General features: G+C 66.5%; 16 protein-coding genes. 6 read left to right on the top strand and 10 right to left on the bottom strand.

Annotation, left to right across the window (positions count from 1 at the left end; genetic code table 11):
- Positions 1-35 precede the first annotated feature (35 nt).
- On the top strand, positions 36-1,349 hold the full coding sequence (locus tag G6N28_RS24055; protein ID WP_163904733.1) for an acyltransferase family protein: 1,314 nt from the start codon (positions 36-38) through the stop codon (positions 1,347-1,349).
- A 97-nt stretch (positions 1,350-1,446) separates the two neighbouring features.
- On the opposite strand, the gene G6N28_RS24050 is transcribed toward G6N28_RS24055, so the two are convergent.
- Positions 1,447-2,064 carry a hypothetical protein gene (locus tag G6N28_RS24050; RefSeq protein ID WP_163904731.1) on the bottom strand — a complete coding sequence of 206 codons (618 nt, stop codon included), beginning with the start codon at positions 2,062-2,064 and terminating at the stop codon, positions 1,447-1,449.
- Between the two features lie 156 nt (positions 2,065-2,220).
- Here G6N28_RS24050 and G6N28_RS24045 point away from each other — a divergent pair, with 156 nt between their 5' ends.
- From G6N28_RS24045 to G6N28_RS24035, 3 genes are read left to right on the top strand one after another with little or no spacing between them, the layout of a single operon-like run.
- Entirely contained in the window at positions 2,221-3,294 is a 1,074-nt protein-coding gene (locus tag G6N28_RS24045) for a DUF1214 domain-containing protein (protein ID WP_235674679.1), read from the top strand.
- Positions 3,291-4,475 carry a sulfotransferase family protein gene (locus tag G6N28_RS24040; RefSeq protein ID WP_163904729.1) on the top strand — a complete coding sequence of 395 codons (1,185 nt, stop codon included), beginning with the start codon at positions 3,291-3,293 and terminating at the stop codon, positions 4,473-4,475. Before G6N28_RS24045 ends, G6N28_RS24040 begins: the two co-directional genes overlap by 4 nt.
- Positions 4,476-4,531: 56 nt before the next feature.
- The gene (locus tag G6N28_RS24035) at positions 4,532-5,059 is read left to right on the top strand and encodes a TetR/AcrR family transcriptional regulator (protein ID WP_163904727.1); all 528 of its coding nucleotides are present in this window, start codon (positions 4,532-4,534) and stop codon (positions 5,057-5,059) included.
- A gap of 1 nt (position 5,060) precedes the next feature.
- Here the strand turns inward: G6N28_RS24035 and G6N28_RS24030 are convergent, their stop codons facing one another.
- The 4 genes from G6N28_RS24030 to G6N28_RS24015 all read right to left on the bottom strand — a co-directional run bounded on the left by G6N28_RS24030 (position 5,061) and on the right by G6N28_RS24015 (position 7,501).
- Positions 5,061-5,945, bottom strand: coding sequence for a universal stress protein (locus G6N28_RS24030; protein WP_163904725.1), 885 nt, complete (start codon positions 5,943-5,945; stop codon positions 5,061-5,063).
- A gap of 84 nt (positions 5,946-6,029) precedes the next feature.
- The gene (locus G6N28_RS24025; protein ID WP_163904723.1) at positions 6,030-6,533 is read right to left on the bottom strand and encodes a hemerythrin domain-containing protein; all 504 of its coding nucleotides are present in this window, start codon (positions 6,531-6,533) and stop codon (positions 6,030-6,032) included.
- Positions 6,530-6,982 (bottom strand): OsmC family peroxiredoxin, encoded by a 453-nt coding sequence (locus G6N28_RS24020; RefSeq protein WP_163904721.1) that lies wholly within the window; start codon positions 6,980-6,982, stop codon positions 6,530-6,532. The genes G6N28_RS24025 and G6N28_RS24020 overlap by 4 nt, the downstream gene beginning before the upstream one ends.
- Positions 6,983-7,084: 102 nt before the next feature.
- Positions 7,085-7,501 (bottom strand): PAS domain-containing protein, encoded by a 417-nt coding sequence (locus tag G6N28_RS24015; protein ID WP_163904719.1) that lies wholly within the window; start codon positions 7,499-7,501, stop codon positions 7,085-7,087.
- Positions 7,502-7,639: 138 nt separating this feature from the next.
- Here G6N28_RS24015 and G6N28_RS24010 point away from each other — a divergent pair, with 138 nt between their 5' ends.
- Positions 7,640-8,038 carry a DUF4267 domain-containing protein gene (locus tag G6N28_RS24010; RefSeq protein WP_163904717.1) on the top strand — a complete coding sequence of 133 codons (399 nt, stop codon included), beginning with the start codon at positions 7,640-7,642 and terminating at the stop codon, positions 8,036-8,038.
- On the opposite strand, the gene G6N28_RS24005 is transcribed toward G6N28_RS24010, so the two are convergent.
- Positions 8,024-10,831 carry an MMPL/RND family transporter gene (locus tag G6N28_RS24005; RefSeq protein WP_163906584.1) on the bottom strand — a complete coding sequence of 936 codons (2,808 nt, stop codon included), beginning with the start codon at positions 10,829-10,831 and terminating at the stop codon, positions 8,024-8,026. The genes G6N28_RS24010 and G6N28_RS24005 overlap by 15 nt on opposite strands.
- 332 nt (positions 10,832-11,163) lie before the next feature.
- Between G6N28_RS24005 and G6N28_RS24000 the strand changes: the two genes are divergently transcribed.
- The gene (locus G6N28_RS24000; RefSeq protein WP_163904715.1) at positions 11,164-11,889 is read left to right on the top strand and encodes a DUF7159 family protein; all 726 of its coding nucleotides are present in this window, start codon (positions 11,164-11,166) and stop codon (positions 11,887-11,889) included.
- 2 nt (positions 11,890-11,891) lie between these two features.
- Here G6N28_RS24000 and G6N28_RS23995 read toward each other — a convergent pair whose 3' ends face one another.
- Genes G6N28_RS23995 through G6N28_RS23980 form a run of 4 tightly spaced genes read right to left on the bottom strand, consistent with a single transcriptional unit; the run spans position 11,892 to position 16,004 of the window.
- Positions 11,892-12,350 carry a DUF5078 domain-containing protein gene (locus tag G6N28_RS23995; protein WP_163904713.1) on the bottom strand — a complete coding sequence of 153 codons (459 nt, stop codon included), beginning with the start codon at positions 12,348-12,350 and terminating at the stop codon, positions 11,892-11,894.
- Positions 12,347-12,673, bottom strand: coding sequence for a DUF732 domain-containing protein (locus tag G6N28_RS23990; RefSeq protein WP_163904711.1), 327 nt, complete (start codon positions 12,671-12,673; stop codon positions 12,347-12,349). The genes G6N28_RS23995 and G6N28_RS23990 overlap by 4 nt, the downstream gene beginning before the upstream one ends.
- Entirely contained in the window at positions 12,670-15,579 is a 2,910-nt protein-coding gene (locus G6N28_RS23985) for an MMPL/RND family transporter (RefSeq protein ID WP_163904709.1), read from the bottom strand. Before G6N28_RS23985 ends, G6N28_RS23990 begins: the two co-directional genes overlap by 4 nt.
- Positions 15,576-16,004, bottom strand: coding sequence for an MmpS family transport accessory protein (locus tag G6N28_RS23980; protein WP_163906583.1), 429 nt, complete (start codon positions 16,002-16,004; stop codon positions 15,576-15,578). Before G6N28_RS23980 ends, G6N28_RS23985 begins: the two co-directional genes overlap by 4 nt.
- Positions 16,005-16,069 lie beyond the last annotated feature (65 nt).

Genomic DNA, 16,069 nt, shown 5'->3' with positions numbered 1-16,069 from the left:
TTCCGTGGTCGCATACGGCGCGGCATCCTGATCGCATGACACCCACCAGGTCCGGGTCCGCTGTCGGCAAGGTGGCGGCCGAAACGCCTGCCGACCGCGACCGCGCCGTCGACGTCGCCCGGCTCGCCGCACTGGTGGTGGTGATGTTCGGGCATTGCGCCCTGCTGCTCGCCACCATCGATGACACCGGCCTGCGGATCGGCAACCTGCTCGGGGAGATACCGGCAATCGCACCGATCACCTGGATCGTCCAGGTCATGCCGCTGTTCTTCCTGGCCGGCGGGGCCGCAGGCGCCTACGGCTGGCATCCAGGCTCGTCGTGGGGCACCTGGCTGGTCAGGAGGGCGCAACGGCTATGCCGACCCGTCTTCTGGTATCTCGCGGCGTGCTCGATCGGCGTCCTGGTGACGTATCAGCTTCTCGGCGCCGACTCCGCCGTCCGCATCGGCCGAGAGTGCGTGGCGCTGCTGTGGTTCCTCGGGGTGTACCTCGTCGTGCTGGCCTTCGTCCCAGCGCTGACCCGCATGTCGACCGGCCGCACCGTCGCTTTCGCCGTCGGCGCGCTGATCGCCATTTCCGCGGCGTTCGACGCGCTCCGCTTCGCCGTGGGCGAGCCGATGGCGGGCATCGCCAACTTCGTGTTTGTCTGGCTGATCCCGATGGTGATCGGCGTGGCGTACGCACGACACCTGGTCGGGCCGCGCACCGCACTCATCGCCGCCGTATCCGCGTTCGCCGCACAATCCGTGCTCGCGGCCGCCGGACCCTACGACGTCTCGCTCGTGGTCACCGGCACGGAGCGGGTCTCCAACGTCTCACCGCCGACGCTGCTGCTCGCGTTGCACTGCACGTGGATGTCGTTCCTGTTTGTGGCCGCCGCAAAGGCGATCGGGAAGTGGGCTGAGCGGCCCCGCATCTGGTACCTGGTTGCGATGGGCAACGGGGGAGCGATGACCCTCTACCTGTGGCACATCCCCGCGATCGCGGTGGCCACGTTCACCCTCCATGCCCTCGGGTTTGACGCGTATAACGTTGATGCGCCGTACTTCTGGGCGATACTCGCCCTGCGGGCCGTGGTGTTCGCGGTCGTGATGTTCGCGATGTTCGTGTCGCTCTCGCCGCTTGAGCATCGTCCACTCCCGTGGTGGGATGCGCCCGTTGCGGCCACCGGTGCCCGGTCGACCGTTGCCGGCGTCCTCATCGTCATCGCGGGCGTGGTTCTCGTGCTCCTCGCCAAGAACGGCCTAGGCGACCTCACCGGCCTGGTCACCATGGGAGGTTTCCTCGCCGCAGCTGCCATCGCCCGCATCTGCGCGGGAGCAAAGCAGCTTGCGTCCCAACAGGTTTGACTCTCGACGGGCTGTTCCGGCCGCTTCGGCCACTTCGCAGGTTCTGAGACTGGGGATCAAGTGGTCGCAGGTTCAAATCCTGTCAGCCCGACCGATATCACGGGCAGAAGGCGATGAGCGCGTTCTGCACCGCTCGCTCAGCGCTCTCGTTCCGCATAAATGGGTCGGTCATCGCTCCCGGGTCGTCTGCGGACACCCGATGTCCCGATCCGGTGTCGGAGCCGACGTACTTACCGACGGGGTTGCCGCCGGTGGCACTGCTGAACGCCGCGACGGCCGCGTCGACCTGATCGGCAGGCAACTTCTGGCTGAGCAGCGCCGCGTTGTCGCGATAGTTGCGCGGGCCGACGATCGCGCACATCTCCGGAAACTGCTCGGCGACCTGGCTTGCCGCCCCGGCTAGCTGCTGGTCGGTGACCTCGGCGCACACCAACGGGCTCGACAGGCCCCAGTCGGCGAGGAACCTGGCGCCGTCGCTGCCGTACTGCGGCGTGCCCCCACCCGGCGACGACGACCCGTAGTCGGAGACGCCGATCATTCGCATACCCGAGGCGCACTGGGACGCGCTTTGGCCGCCTGGCTGCTGACCCTGCCCCTGCGCACCGCTCTGCGAGTCGCCGCAGCCACTGGTCAACACGATCGCGCCGAGCAGCACCGATCCAGCAACGACGGCCCGCCTCAGATGCGGTCCGAATCCACTTACCCCGCTTGACAACCTGATCGCCTCCCTTTCGCGTTGGCTAAGGGTACTGGCGCATCACCGGAGCGCAGGGCCAAACGGCGAAGAGGGCCCATAAAGCAAAACGCATCCACAATTACGTAACACTGTGTATGTTAAAGCGCGCCGCTTGCCCGTTGACGGATTGGCGCCATGACGACTGAACGCAGTGACGCAGCCTTCGACGCGCTCCTGGGCATGTTCCGCGACCTGGGCGACGTGGTCCGCGAGGACGCCCGCGATGGCCGCGAGCGCCTGGAGGGCTACCGCGTCCTGGCGCGGATCATCGCCCTGTGCAGCGAGCTGTCCCTCGACGTCGATCCCGAGGTGCCGCGGTTCTTCTCGATGACCACGCCGCTGCGGCAGGTCGGCGGACCGAACCCCGAGGGCGAATACGACCTGTGCGCGCTGACCCCCGGCCGCTCCTACCGCGTACGCGGTCGCCGAGAGACCGTGACATATCTGGGTTTTCAGGTCATGGCAGGCACCGGCCTGGCGCCCCGCAGGCAGGCCGCCTACCTCTCGGACACCGACTTGACGCTCGGCGCCGACGGCACCTTCGAATTCGTGCTCGCCCCAACCGATCCCGGCACCGGCGAGCACTGGGTGCAGATTCCCCATGATGCCTCGGCCGTCGTCGTGCGACAGTACATCTCCGACCGCCGGGCCGAGCGCATCGCGACCTACGAGATCGCCCAGATCGAACCCGCCGAGCCGGTCGCCGCGCTCACCGACGAGACGCTCGCCGATCAGTTGAGCGCGTTCATGTGGACGGCGTTCAAGCTGATGACCCTGCACCGCACGGTGCTGCCGGAACTGCTGTCCGAACCCAACAGGCTGGTGACCTCCGAGGCGGCGGCGCTCGGCTCGGAGAACACCACCCCCGACAACCTCTACATGCTGGGCGCGTTCGACCTCGGGGCCGGTCAGGCGCTGGTGCTTGACATCGCGCCTCCCGACACCCGCTACTGGTCGATCACGTTGGAGAACGTCTGGCATGAGTGCCTCGAACCGGTTCGCACCCGCAGCTCCGGCACGCACGCGTCGTTCCAACCCCGGCCTGACGGCACCGTGCGCGTCGTGATCGCCGCCGACGATCCCGGCGTGCCGAACTGGCTGGACACCGGCGGACGTCGCCGCGGCTTCATCGTGCTGCGATGGCTCGACAACCCCGACCCACCCGACGTCACCGTCACCCTGACCGATCTCGCGGAGGTGACCGCATGAAAGCCCAGGAGTTCATCGAATCGGCCACGGAGGCAACCGGTCTCGGCGATTTCGGCGACGATGCCCTGTTCGGCGGCGACGGGTGGCGCATCGGCCTCGACGTGCTCGTCGACTCGCTGGACCGCGAGGCGAACCTGCACGAGATGGGGCAGATGGTCGTCCAGGGTGAGCTCACCCAGTACCTGGTCAACCGGTTGCGCATCGTCGATCACCACCGCAAGCACCCCGAGATCCGCGAGCGCGACATCACCCCGCCGATCGTGATCATGGGTCAGGCCCGCACCGGCACGACGATGCTCTTCGACCTGCTCGCCCAGGATCCCGACCATCGGGTGCCGCAGACCTGGGAGGTCGACCAGCCGCTGCCGCCGCCGCGTGCCGAGACCTACCTGACCGACCCACGAATCGCGCAGGCGGACGCCAGTTTCGAGCTCGTCGACACGGTGATTCCGGAGTTCCGCGCCGTGCACCAGCTCGGTGCGCAACTCGCCCAGGAGTGCGTGCGCATCACCGCGAGCCACTTCGTCTCCGTGATCTTCCCGACCCAGTACCAGGTGCCGTCATACCTGGAATGGCTGCTGTATTCGGCGCAAGAGCAGGGACACGTCGCCGGCTCCTACACCTGGCATCGCCGCTTCCTGGAACTGCTGCAGAGCGAGGCGCCCGGCACCCGCTGGCTGATCAAGACCCCGTTCCACTGCTGGACGCTGCCCGAGTTGATGGGCGAGTACCCCCAGGCGCTGCTGGTGCAGACGCACCGCGACCCCGCCAAGGTGATGGCTTCCACAACGAGCCTGCTCGCCACGCTGCGCAAGCTCGCCACCGACGACATCGTCTACCCGCGGATGGCCGACGAGTTCTTCGAGCTCATCCTCGGCGGGCTCGAACGCAGCGTCGACGCGCGGCTCAACGGAATCGTCCCCGCCGACCGGGTGGTCGATCTGCAGTTCGACGCGCTGATGACCGACCCGATCGGTGCGGCCAAGGCCGTCTACTCGGCGTTCGGGTGGACCTTCTCCGCCGAGGTGCAGGACGCCATGACGACCTTCCTGCGCACCCACGAGCGCGAAGGTCACGGTCACCCGTACACGTTCGAGGCCACCGGCCTGTCGCTAGGCGCGGTCCGTGACCGCACCGCCCGCTACACCGAGTACTTCGACGTGGCCCGGGAGCTGTCCTGACCCGCTGCGCCGACGCGGGCCCGGGCCGGCCCCGCGACACCCAGCGACACGAGGCGGTGCTGGCAGCCACCCGAGAACTGCTCGACGAACGCGGCTACACCGCGCTCACGTTCTCCGACGTCGCCAAGCGTGCCGGGGTGACGCGGCAGTTGGTGTATCGATGGTGGACGGTCAAGGCTTCGCTGGTCTCCGAGGCGCTGTTCGCCTGGGGGACACCCGAATGGCCCACGGCCTATCGTGGTCCGTTGGCGGCGGACCTCGCGATGTTCGTGCGCGCCATCGTCGAGTACGCCAGCCGGTCCGACGTGCGCGCCGGCATCGCCGGGCTCATGGCCGACGCGGGCCCCGACACTCCGCTGCCGGGTCTGGTCGACGGTCTGCTGGCGCCGCTACGCGCGTCGCTGACAGCCCTGGTCGACGCCGGCATCGGGCGCGGCGACACCCGCACGGACATCGATATCGACTTGACGCTCAACACGATTCGCGGGGCGGTGACGATGCATCTGCTCGCCGATCAGACCCCGCCGGATGTGGTGGCCGAGCACGTCGCGCAGCTGATGACCTGGGCGCTGAGGCGACCCTGAGCTACTTGCGTGGCCGCGCGACGATCACCGGCCTGCGCACCGCCTGCACCACTGCGGAGCTCACCGACCCCAGCAGCATTCCGGTGAACCCGCCGCGGCCCCGGCTACCCACGACCACCAGCTGCGCGGACTCCGAATGCTCGATGAGCTGGCGCGCGGGCTCGTCGCGCACCACCACCGGCTTCACCTTCACGTTCGGATACCGCTGCTGCCAGGCGGCCAGCCGATCGGTCAGCTGTTGTTCTTCGTGGGCCTTCACCGTCTCCCAGTCCAGCCCGGGCAGGTCGATGACCGTGTCGCTCCACGCTTCCAACGCCACCACGTCGACGCCACGCAGCGCGGCCTCCTCGAACGCGATATCGGTGGCGTGGTCGGCGCCGGGGGAGCCGTCGACGCCGACCAGGACCGGTGCGCCGGTGGTTTCGCTCGACAACGACTCATCGCGGATCACCGCAACCGGGCAGCGCGCCCGGTGCACCAGCCCGGATGTCACGGAGCCGAGCAAAAGCCTGCTGACCGCGCCGCGCCCGCGGTTGCCGACGACGATCATGTCCGCGGTCTCGGAGATGTCGACGAAGGTGGGCACGGTGGCCCCGAAGAACACCTCGCTGTTGACCTTGGCGGGCCGGCGGTCGGTGGCTTGTTCGTCGACGAGTTTGACCGCGTCCTCGATGTAGTGGCCGACCATTTCCTGGTGCCACTGTTGCAGGTCGACGGGCAGCGGAACGTGTGGGGACGTGGTGATGATCGGGTTGATCACGTTGACCAAGGTCAACGTGGCGCCGCGCAGCGCGGCTTCCTGCGCGGCCCAGGCGATGGCCACCTTCGACGTTGATGATCCGTCGACACCGACAACGATGCCGGGATCCTCAATGAGCGCCGCCACGTCCGCCTCCTCCGTGCTCGCCGATAAACCGTGCTCACAGTCTGCCTTGTGGACACGGTCGGCGGACGGGAAAGCGGTAGCGGATCAGGAGACCGTTTGGTCCCCCTTCACCGCGCCGTGGCAGACCCAGTCCTCGGGGACCTGGGCGGTGGCGACCAGTTCGGACAGCTCGTCGCGGTCGGCGGCCGACAACGTGTCGTCGGCCTGCGGGTAGAGGATCCGCTCTTCCTTCCAGTTGTGCGAACCCAGCTGGGCCAGCAGTTCTCGGCACAGCTGGGCGGCGGTGGCGGCGTTACCGTCGGCGAGGCTTTCCTCGATCTGGTCGAGCAGTGGCCACATCTGCGCGTGCTCATGCACCATCACCATCACCGGACCCACCATGCCTGCCGCGCGCAGCGGCGGAAACAGGTACTCCTCTTCGAGGTAGATGTGCCTGCGCAGCACCTCCACCGCGTTGACGAGCGCATCTCGCTGCTCCGCGGTGACGTTGGAAGGGGCCCTGGAATTGGCACCGTCGGCGAAGATCTCGATGCCGCGGTCGATGACGCGGTGCTCGTGTTCGAGGGCCGCGCTCAGCGTCGCGCTCATGCCGACTCCCGGGCCAGCAGTTGGGCGTTCACGCTGATCTTCGCCCCGGCGAACAGCCGCGAGACCGGGCACAGCGCGGCGGCCTCGTCAACGACCTTCTGAAATGTCGCGGCGTCGATTCCGTCGACTTCGGCCTTGACCTCCAGCGCCGAGGAGACAATCGTCGGCAGCCCGTGGGCTTCGTCCAGTGTCACGTTGGCGGACACCTCCAGCCGTTGCGGCTCGAGTTTGTGCTCACCGAGTTTGAGTGCGAGCGCCATCGAGAAGCACGACGAATGCGCCGCGGCGGCCAGCTCTTCCGGGCTGGTCTTGCCGCCGGGCTGCTCGGTGCGGGCGGCCCACGTGACATCCAGCCCGGTCAGCGCGCCGCTGCCGGACTCCAGTCGCCCGGAGCCGGTGGCGAGTGCGCCTTCCCATACCGTGCGCGACGTGCGGTCGGCGATAGCCATGTTCCTCTTCCCTTCTGCGGTTTTTACAATGAGATCTTGTAGAAACGCTACTCCAGTCGCGCGGGTAACGCGAGAGCCGGGCAGAAGAAGCGTGGCGGGCCGTCAGGACAGTGCTGCGAGCTGTCGGCGCAACTGCCGGGTTTCTTCGAACCGCGCCGTGACGTCGCGCAGCGTCGCCGCGAAACCCCACATGTCACCGCCCTCGTCGCGAAGGGGATGGATGGTGAACTCGACCGAGATCCTCGTGCCGTCTCGACGAATGGCCGGCACGGCCAGCAGATCCCCAGCCCCGTAACGGCTTTGCCCGGTCGCCATCACCTTCTTCCAGCCCTCCCAGTGCCGCGCCCGCAACCGCTCCGGGATGATGAGATCCAGCGATTCGCCCACCGCCTCGTCGGCCGTGAACCCGAAGATCCGCTGCGCCCCGGGATTCCAGAAGGTGACGACGCCTTGGCGGTCGGCCGCGATGATCGCGTCGGGTCCGGAGAGGATCGCCGCGGCAATCGATGCTTCGTCCATTTCGCCTTCTCCACTTCCCAATCGACTGCGCTCAAGTATTGCATTGCACAAGTCTTGTCTTATGCAAGGCTCTGGGGCCCGAGGGCGGACGTCTGTGATTTCGGCCCGACCTGCGGTATGACCGCTTAGGCTCCAGCCATGTCGATCGACCGTGCCGCGCTCGTCGCAGGCAGCATCCGCCTCGCGTCGGGCGTCTCATTTCTTGTCGACCCGCTGCGCGCCAACAGGTTATGGGGAGACCCGGAGGAACCTACGCCGACGACGCAGCTGCTGCTGCGTTCGATGGGCTACCGTGACGCGCTGATCGGCGGGATGCTCACGGCGGCGGCGCTGCGCGGGCGCGACACCCGGGGTTGGTTTCTCGCCTCCGGCGGCGCCGACGCCGCCGATCTGCTCGGCGGGGTCGGGGTGCACGATCGGATGAAGCCGTCACAGCGCGTGATCGGGCTCGGCGGCGCCGTAATCGGAATCGGCGTCGGGCTGTGGGGCGCGACGCGCAGACGCCCCCAGGCCGCGGAGGAGTCAGCGCCGAGCTAGCGGCTTGGGCCAAGGCACAGGCCTCGGCCGGCCCCGCACCACCTGCGGCCACCAGAACCACTTGCCGAGCAGCGCCGCGATCGACGGCGTCATGAAGGCGCGGACCACCAACGTGTCGAACAGCAGGCCCATCCCGATCGTGGTGCCGACCTGCGCGACCACGGTCAGCTCGCTGACCACCATCGAGATCATGGTGAAGGCGAACACCAGGCCCGCCGACGTCACCACCGAGCCGCTGCCGCCCATCGCCCGGATGATCGCGGTGTTGACCCCGGCGGGCAGTTCCTCTTTCAGGCGTGCCACCAGCAACAGGTTGTAGTCGGCGCCGACCGCCAACAGGATGATCACCGCCATGGCCATCACCATGAACTGCAGTTCGATGCCCAGGATGTGCTGCCACAGCAGCACCGAAAGGCCGAACGAGGCGCCCAGCGACAGCACCACCGTGCCCACGATCACCGCCGCCGCGACGAGGCTGCGCGTGATCAGCAGCATGATAGTGAAGATCAGCGCCAGCGCGAGGATGCCCGCGATCACCATGTCGTAGGCATTGCCGTCGCGCATGTCTTTGAACGCCGCCGCGGTACCGCCCAGATAGATCGTGGAGCCCTCCAGCGGGGTGCCCTTGATGGCTTCCTTGGCGGCCTGCTTGATGGCATCGATGCGGTCGATGCCGTCGGCGCTGAGCGGGTCACCTTCGTGGTTGATGATGAACCGCACCGCATGGCCGTTGGGGGAGATGAAGTTCTCCATGCCCTTCTTGAAATCCTCGTTGTCGAAGATCTCCGGCGGCAGATAGAAGGTGTCGTCGTTCCATGAGTTGTTGAACGCATCGCCCATGGCCGACTGGTTTTCGGCCATCGCGGCCTGCTGATCCTGCATGCCCGCCTGGGTGGAGTGCATGGTCAGCATCATCTTCTTCATGTTCTTCATCGTCTCGATCTGCTCGGGCATCAGCGCCAGCAGTTGGGGCATCAGCGCGTCGAGACGTTCCAGGTCGGGCAGCAGCGCCTGAATGTTGTCGGTCATCGTGTTGACGCCGTCGATGGTGTCGAAGATCGACCGCAGCGTCCAGCAGACCGGGATGTTGTAGCAGTGCGGTTCCCAGTAGAAGTAGTTGCGGATCGGCCGGAAGAAGTCGTCGAAATCCGCGATGTGGTCCCGCAATTCGGTGACGTCCATGGTCATGGTGCGGGTCTTTTCGACCATGCTGTGGGTCGTCGCGTTCATCTCGCCCATCAACGCCATCATCCTGGTCATGGTGTCGATGGTCGTCTGCATCTCCTCGGCCTGCACCAGCATGTCGTCCATGCGGTCCTGCATGTATTTGCGGTTCAGGTCCTGGGTGACGCTGCCCATGCTGATCTGGGCCGGGATCGTGCTGAACTCGATGGGCTTGCCGTTCGGCCGGGTGATCGACTGCACCCTGCCGATGCCGGGCACGTCGAACACCGCCTTGGAGATCTTGTCGATCACCAGGAAGTCCGCGGAGTTGCGTAGATCGTGGTCGCTTTCGACCATCAGCACTTCGGGGTTCATGGTGGCGGGGGAGAAGTGCCGTTCGGCCGCGGCGAAGCCCTCGTTGGCGGGCAGGTCGGGAGGCAGGTACTGGCGGTCGTTGTAGTTGGGCTGGTAGCCGGGCAGCGCGAGTAGACCGACCAATGAGACCGCGATCGTCGCCAACAGGATCGGGGCCGGCCAGCGCACGATGGCGGCGCCGATCTTGCGCCAGCCCCGGATCCGCATCGCGCGCTTGGGTTCGAGCAGCCCGAACCGGCTGGCCACCACGATGATCGCGGCGCCCAGGGTCAGCGCGACGAGCACCGCCGTCGTCATGCCGACCGCCAGCGGAACACCTAGCGACTGGAAGTACGGCAGTCGGGTGAAGGAGAGGCAGAACGTCGCGCCGGCGATCGTCATGCCCGACCCGAGCACGACGTGCGCGGTGCCGCGATACATGGTGTGGAACGCGGTGACCCGATCCTGGCCTATCGTGCGCGCTTCCTGGTAGCGGCCGGTCAGAAAGATCGCGTAGTCGGTCGATGCGGCAATGGCCAGGGTGACCAGCAGGTTGGTCGCGAACGTCGAGAGCCCGATGAGCTCGTGATAACCGAGGAACGCCACCATGCCGCGGGTGGCCGCCAGCGCCAGGACCACCATTCCCAGCGTCAACAGCACCGTGACGATCGAGCGGTAGACCAGCAACAGCATCGTGATGATGACGGCGAACGTCACCATCTCGATGATGCGGACGCTGCGGTCGCTGGCGATCTGTTGGTCGGCCACCAGCGGCGATCCACCGGTGACGAAGACGTCGATGCCCGGCGGAGGCGGCAGCCCGGAGACGATGCCCTTGACCACCTCCACCGACTCGTTCGACAGCGACTCGCCCATGTTGCCGGCCAGATACACCTGGACGTAGACGGCCTTGCGGTCGGCGCTGAGCGCGGCGGCCTCGGTCAGCGGGTCGCCCCAGAAGTCCTGGATGTGCTCGACGTGGTCGCGGTCGTCTCGCAGCCTGTCGATCAGCTCGTTGTAGTAGGCCCGTGCCTCGTCGCCGAGTGGCTCCTGGCCTTCGATGACGATCATCGCCGAGCTGTCGGACTGGAACTCCTCGAAGACCGTCCCGATGCGCTTCATCGCGATCACCGACGGCGCCTCGGAGGGACTCATCGACACCGAGCGCATCTGCCCGACGACCTCGAGCTGCGGCACCGTGGCGTTCAGGACGGCGATCAGAACGATCCAGGCGATGATGATCGGCACCGCGAGGCGCCGGATCCAGGTGGCCATGGCGGACCGCAGAGGCGGCTCCGCCGCGGGTGCGGAATCGACGGTCGGGGTGCTCACCAGCCAATCACCTCGGCGGAGCTCCTCCCTAGAGTGTTAGGCCGTCTTAGTTTTTACCAGATTCGGGTACCGCGCGGCGCATTACCCCTGTCGGCCTGCGGCATCGGTGACCCACGGGCCGCGACGGGCAACATTCTAGGGCCCGGGCTGAGGGAACCTAACGCCCCGTCCGAAGCCCTGCCGAGCAACCTCGTTGCCTGCGGTTCTGTAACGCCACCGGGTCGCCAGCGATATTCGCTGTAGCGCTCAGCGGATCGACAGGGATGGGGGCAGCGGTGCAGACAGTGCTCAGGCTTTCGATGACCTCGGCCGGGATCTCCTGGACGCTGCTGGACGCAGGTGCCCCGGATGCGTCCGCCCTCGACCACGACCACGTCGACGTCCCCGTCGACACCCACGACGACGAGATCGCCGACTATCAGGCGGCGGTGCGCGGGGCGCTGACCATCGCCGACGCCAGCGGCCACGTGGTGAAGTCCGTTTCGCTGAGCTACCCCGACGACGTCGAAGCGAACGCGGCACGGCTTCGGAAGTGGTTGCTGGACTTGGGCTTCGAGGTGCGCGGCAGCGCACCCCTCACCGGGCTCGGGCGTCGTCGTCGGCGCAGGTTCGGGCCCCACCTGCGCGCGGCGACCCTCGTCGTGACCGGTGTGATCGCGTTCTTCGCTGTCGTCCCGGCGCTCGGCGGGCAGCCGGAGGCCGCGTCGGCCGACAGCCGGCCGGCGGCCAATACCTCGGTGGTGGCGGTTCCTGTGCCGCCGGGGGCCGCCCCGGAGTCGTCGCTGAAGATCTACGTCGCCCCTGACGTGCCGCGACGATCGCAGTCGGTGCGCATCAGCTCAGGTGCGGCGACCGAGACCGGGGTCACCGGGGTCAGCGCTGTCCCCGTCGTCGCGGCGGCAGAAGAGACGATCGACGAATCCGCCGAGCAGCCGAGCGTGCCCCATCCGGTTGCGACCCCGCCGAACCCGCTGGGCGTGGTGCTCAGCGCGCTACCGTAACGTCACCAGACCCACACGGACGGGTCGTGCGGCGGGTAGTTGGCGCACACCTCGGTGCCGTGGGCCACGACGCCCTTGTTGTTGAAGAACAGCTTCGCCCAGTTGGGCCACCGAAACGCCATCTGCTCGTAGAAGACGTTGGTCGCGACGTGCTCCGAGTAGGCGCGGCGACCGGGATATTCCAACGAGAAGTACCAGTAGATGCGGTCCCGGGCGCCCTGCTGGACGTCGGGGGACTTGTTGTTGTAGTCGATCATGTAGCGCTCGTAGTACACCGGGTCGGTGTCGCGGACCGCGGCCATGTACTGATCGACCGTGCACGTGGTCTTGAGCATCCGGTTGGGGATCGGATAGTCGTCGGTGGCGTCCGCGGACGCCGTTGCCGGAACGAGCACGGCCGCGCTGGCGGCGGCGGCGAGTGCGATGCTGATCTTGCGTAACACTGTGCGACTCCTTGTCATCGCGTCACGTCGTCGAGAATCGGCAGCTTGTCCGGGCAATACGTGCGTAGCGCCGCGCCGAGGAACAGCCACGCCTGTTCGGTGGTGCTGCCCCGCTGCAACTGGTCGAAAATGAACTTCGCCGAGTCGTTGGCGTTGTGGTCGACGTTGTTGCGCAACCGTTTGCAGCTGATCTTCCCGATCCACGCGTTGTAGTCCCGCTGCCCGTAGATCCCGTAGGCGTGCAGCTCTGCGGCGAACACGGTGTCGGGGTCGGCGGCCGCGGGCGCCGCGAACGCCAGCGCCGCCGCGGTCAGGGCTATCCCAGCTATCGAGCGCTTCAACGCTGCCCTCCTTCGTGACCCGCCACCTCTGCGAGCTCTCTAGATTTCGGCCACGCCGATGGTACGGGTCGCTGACGGACCCGTTGGGGCCACCAGAACCATTTGCCCATCAACGCCGCGATCGAGGGCGTCATGAAGGCACGAACCACCAGCGTGTCGAACAGCAAGCCTAACCCGATTGTGGTGCCGACCTGCCCGATTACCGTCAATTCGCTGACCGCCATCGACATCATCGTGAAGGCGAACACCAGGCCCGCCGAGGTCACCACCGAGCCGCTGCCGCCCATCGCGCGGATGATGCCGGTGTTGATGCCGGCGTGGAGTTCCTCTTTGAGCCGGGCCACCAGCAGCAGGTTGTAGTCGGCGCCGACCGCCAACAGGATGATGACCGACATCGCCATCACCATCCAGTGCAGGTTGATCCCGAGGATGTGCTGCCAGATGAGGATCGAAAGGCCGAACGACGCGCCCAGCGACAGCACCACGGTGCCGACGATCACCGCCGCCGCGACCACGCTTCGGGTGATGAGCAGCATGATGATGAAGATCAGCGCCAACGATGCGATCGCGGCGATCGTCAGGTCGTAGGCGTTGCCGTCGGCCATGTCCTTGAACACCGCGGCCGTGCCGGCCAGATAGATCTTGGATCCCTCCAGCGGGGTGCCCTTGATGGCCTCCTTGGCCGCCTGCTTGATGTCGTCGATGCGGGCGATGCCCTCCGGGGTCATCGGGTCACCGTCGTGAGAGATGATGAAGCGCACCGACTTCCCGTCGGGGGAGATGAAGTTCTCCATGCCCTTCTTGAAGTCTTCGTTCTCGAACACTTCCGGCGGAAGGTAGAACGAGTCGTCGTTCATGGACGCGTCGAAGGCATCGCCCATGGCGGTCGAGTTCTCCTGCATGGCGGCCATCTGATCCTGCAGCCCCTTCTGGGTGGCATACATGGTCAGCATCATCGTCCGCATGGTCTTCATCGTCTCGATCATCGACGGCATCAGCACGACCATCTGCGGCATCAGCTCGTCGAGGCGCTCCATGTCCGGAAGCATGTCCTGGATGTCGTCGGTCATCGTGTTGATGCCGTCGAGGGTGTCGAAGACCGACCGGAACGCCCAACAGATCGGGATGTTGTAGCAGTGCGGTTCCCAGTAGAAGTAGTTGCGGATCGGCCGGAAGAAGTCGTCGAAATTGGCGATGCTGTCGCGCATTTCGGCCACGCTGGCCGTCATGTCCCTCATCTTCGTCACCATCGAGTGGGTGACGTCGGCCATCTGCACGGTCAGCGCCGACATCCGTTCCATGTTCTCGATGGTCTTGGACATCTCGTCGGCCTGAACCAGCATGTCGGCCATGCGGTCCTGCAGATACTTCTGGTTCATCTGCTGGGTGGTGCCCTGCATGCTGATCAAGAACGGGATCGAGGTGTGCTCGATCGGCTTGCCGTCGGGGCGGGTGATGGCCTGCACCCGGGAGATCCCCGGCACCCGGAAGACCGCCTTGGCGATCTTGTCGATGACCAGGAAGTCCGTCGAGTTGCGCAGGTCGTGGTCGCTTTCGACCATCAGCAGCTCGGGGTTCATCCGCGCCTGTGAGAAGTGCCGGTCGGCGGCCGCGTAACCCAGGTTGGCAGGCAGGTCCGCGGGCAGGTAGGTCCTGTCGTTGTAGTGGGTGCGGTAGCCCGGCAGCGCGAGCAGGCCGACCAGCGAGAGCGCGATCGCGGCGACCAAAATCGGGCCCGGCCACCGCACCACGGCGGCACCGATCTTGCGCCAGCCGCGCACCCGCATCGCCCGCTTGGGTTCGAGCACATTGCCGAACCGGCTCGCCACCGTGATGATCGACGAGCCGAGCGTCAGCGCAGCGAACACACAGGTCACCATGCCGATGGCGAGCGGAACGCCGAGCGACTGGAAGTAGGGCAGCCTGGTGAAGCTCAGGCAGAAGGTGGCACCGGCAATCGTCAGACCCGACCCGAGCACCACATGGGCCGTGCCGCCGAACATGGTGTAGAAGGCCGATTCGCGGTCCTCGCCGGCGCCTCGGGCCTCCTGATATCGACCGTTGAGGAAGATCGCGTAGTCGGTGCCCGCGGCGATGGCCAACGTGACCAGCAGGTTGGTCGCAAACGGCGACAGCCCGATGATCTCGTGGTAGCCGAGGAAGGACACCACGCCGCGGGTCGCGGCCAGCTGCAGCACGACCATCAGCAGCGTGACCAGCACCGTGACGATCGAGCGGTAGACCAGCAGCAGCATCGTGATGATCACCGTGAAGGTGACGGCCTCGATCAGCCGCATGCTGCGGTCACTGGCGATGTGCTGATCCGCGCTCAACGCGGCGGGGCCCGTCACATAGGCCTTGACACCCGCCGGCGGCTCGATGCCGGCCACGATGTCCTGGACGGCCTGCACCGATTCGTTGGCCAGGCTCTCACCCTGATTGCCGGCGAGATAGGCCTGCACATAGACGGCCTTGCCGTCGTTGCTCTGTGCCCCCGCCGCGGTCAGCGGGTCGCTCCAGAAGTCCTGGACGCTCTGGACGTGCGCGGTGTCGGCCTCCAGCTGGGCCACGATCTCGTCGTAGAACGCGCGGGCGTCGTCGCCCAAAGGCTCTTCGCCCTCCAAGACGATCATCGCCGAACTGTCGGAGTCGTACTCTTCGAAGACCGTGCCGACGCGCTTCATCGCGATCATCGACGGCGCCTCTTCGGGGCTCATCGACACCGCGCGCATCTGGCCGACCGTCTCCAGCTGCGGCGCAACGACATTCAGCACCGCGATGAGCAGGATCCAGGCCAGGATGATCGGCACCGCGAACTTGCGGATCATCCTCGGGATGAACGGACGTGCGGTGTGCCTGGCCGGAGGGAAGGCGTCGGTTGGCGCCTCGCTCGTCGGCACGCTCATGCGGATTTCACGTAACAGAAGGTCTGGGCATTCACGCCGGTGGAGGTTCTCTCGTCTTTGACTTCATCGTCGACGGTGATCCGGCAGGTGATGGACTGCCCGTCGCCCTGCGCGACGATGTTGGGGGCGGCCGACGGAGCGGTCGTCTGCAAGGTCAGCGACCACGGCAGCGACGCACCGTCGACGCGGATCGGCTTGGCGTCCAGATCGAGGTAGTTGATGTCGGCGTAGGTACCGGTGCCGAAGATCTCGTAGGTGACGACCTTGGGGTCGAACGGTTCAGGGTCGTCTGCGAACACCTTCGGTGTGGTGATGATGCCCTCGGCGCCGAAGAAGGTACGGACCCGCTGCACGGTGAATCCGGCCACACCGATCACCACGATGATCACGAGCGGTATCCACACCCGCTTGGCGAGGCCGATCACACGCATCGTCCCCGACCCATACCGTCCATCCTGGCGCGCCCCTTGCTTTCGTATCTGGTTGCGGT

The sequence above is a fragment of the Mycolicibacterium pulveris genome (assembly GCF_010725725.1).
In the GTDB taxonomy this organism is placed as follows: domain Bacteria; phylum Actinomycetota; class Actinomycetes; order Mycobacteriales; family Mycobacteriaceae; genus Mycobacterium; species Mycobacterium pulveris.
This window is presented reverse-complemented; position numbering and strand designations above follow the sequence as displayed.

What these genes read in the sequence shown, in the direction of transcription:
- G6N28_RS24020 (WP_163904721.1), bottom strand. Translation starts at nt 6,982, where the DNA reads ATGGCTATCGCCGACCGCACGTCGCGCACGGTATGGGAAGGCGCACTC.
- G6N28_RS24010 (WP_163904717.1), top strand. Translation starts at nt 7,640, where the DNA reads ATGTCGATCGACCGTGCCGCGCTCGTCGCAGGCAGCATCCGCCTCGCG.
- G6N28_RS24055 (WP_163904733.1), top strand. Translation starts at nt 36, where the DNA reads ATGACACCCACCAGGTCCGGGTCCGCTGTCGGCAAGGTGGCGGCCGAA.
- G6N28_RS23995 (WP_163904713.1), bottom strand. Translation starts at nt 12,350, where the DNA reads ATGACAAGGAGTCGCACAGTGTTACGCAAGATCAGCATCGCACTCGCC.
- G6N28_RS24005 (WP_163906584.1), bottom strand. Translation starts at nt 10,831, where the DNA reads ATGGCCACCTGGATCCGGCGCCTCGCGGTGCCGATCATCATCGCCTGG.
- G6N28_RS24040 (WP_163904729.1), top strand. Translation starts at nt 3,291, where the DNA reads ATGAAAGCCCAGGAGTTCATCGAATCGGCCACGGAGGCAACCGGTCTC.
- G6N28_RS24045 (WP_235674679.1), top strand. Translation starts at nt 2,221, where the DNA reads ATGACGACTGAACGCAGTGACGCAGCCTTCGACGCGCTCCTGGGCATG.
- G6N28_RS24025 (WP_163904723.1), bottom strand. Translation starts at nt 6,533, where the DNA reads ATGAGCGCGACGCTGAGCGCGGCCCTCGAACACGAGCACCGCGTCATC.
- G6N28_RS23985 (WP_163904709.1), bottom strand. Translation starts at nt 15,579, where the DNA reads ATGAGCGTGCCGACGAGCGAGGCGCCAACCGACGCCTTCCCTCCGGCC.
- G6N28_RS24015 (WP_163904719.1), bottom strand. Translation starts at nt 7,501, where the DNA reads ATGGACGAAGCATCGATTGCCGCGGCGATCCTCTCCGGACCCGACGCG.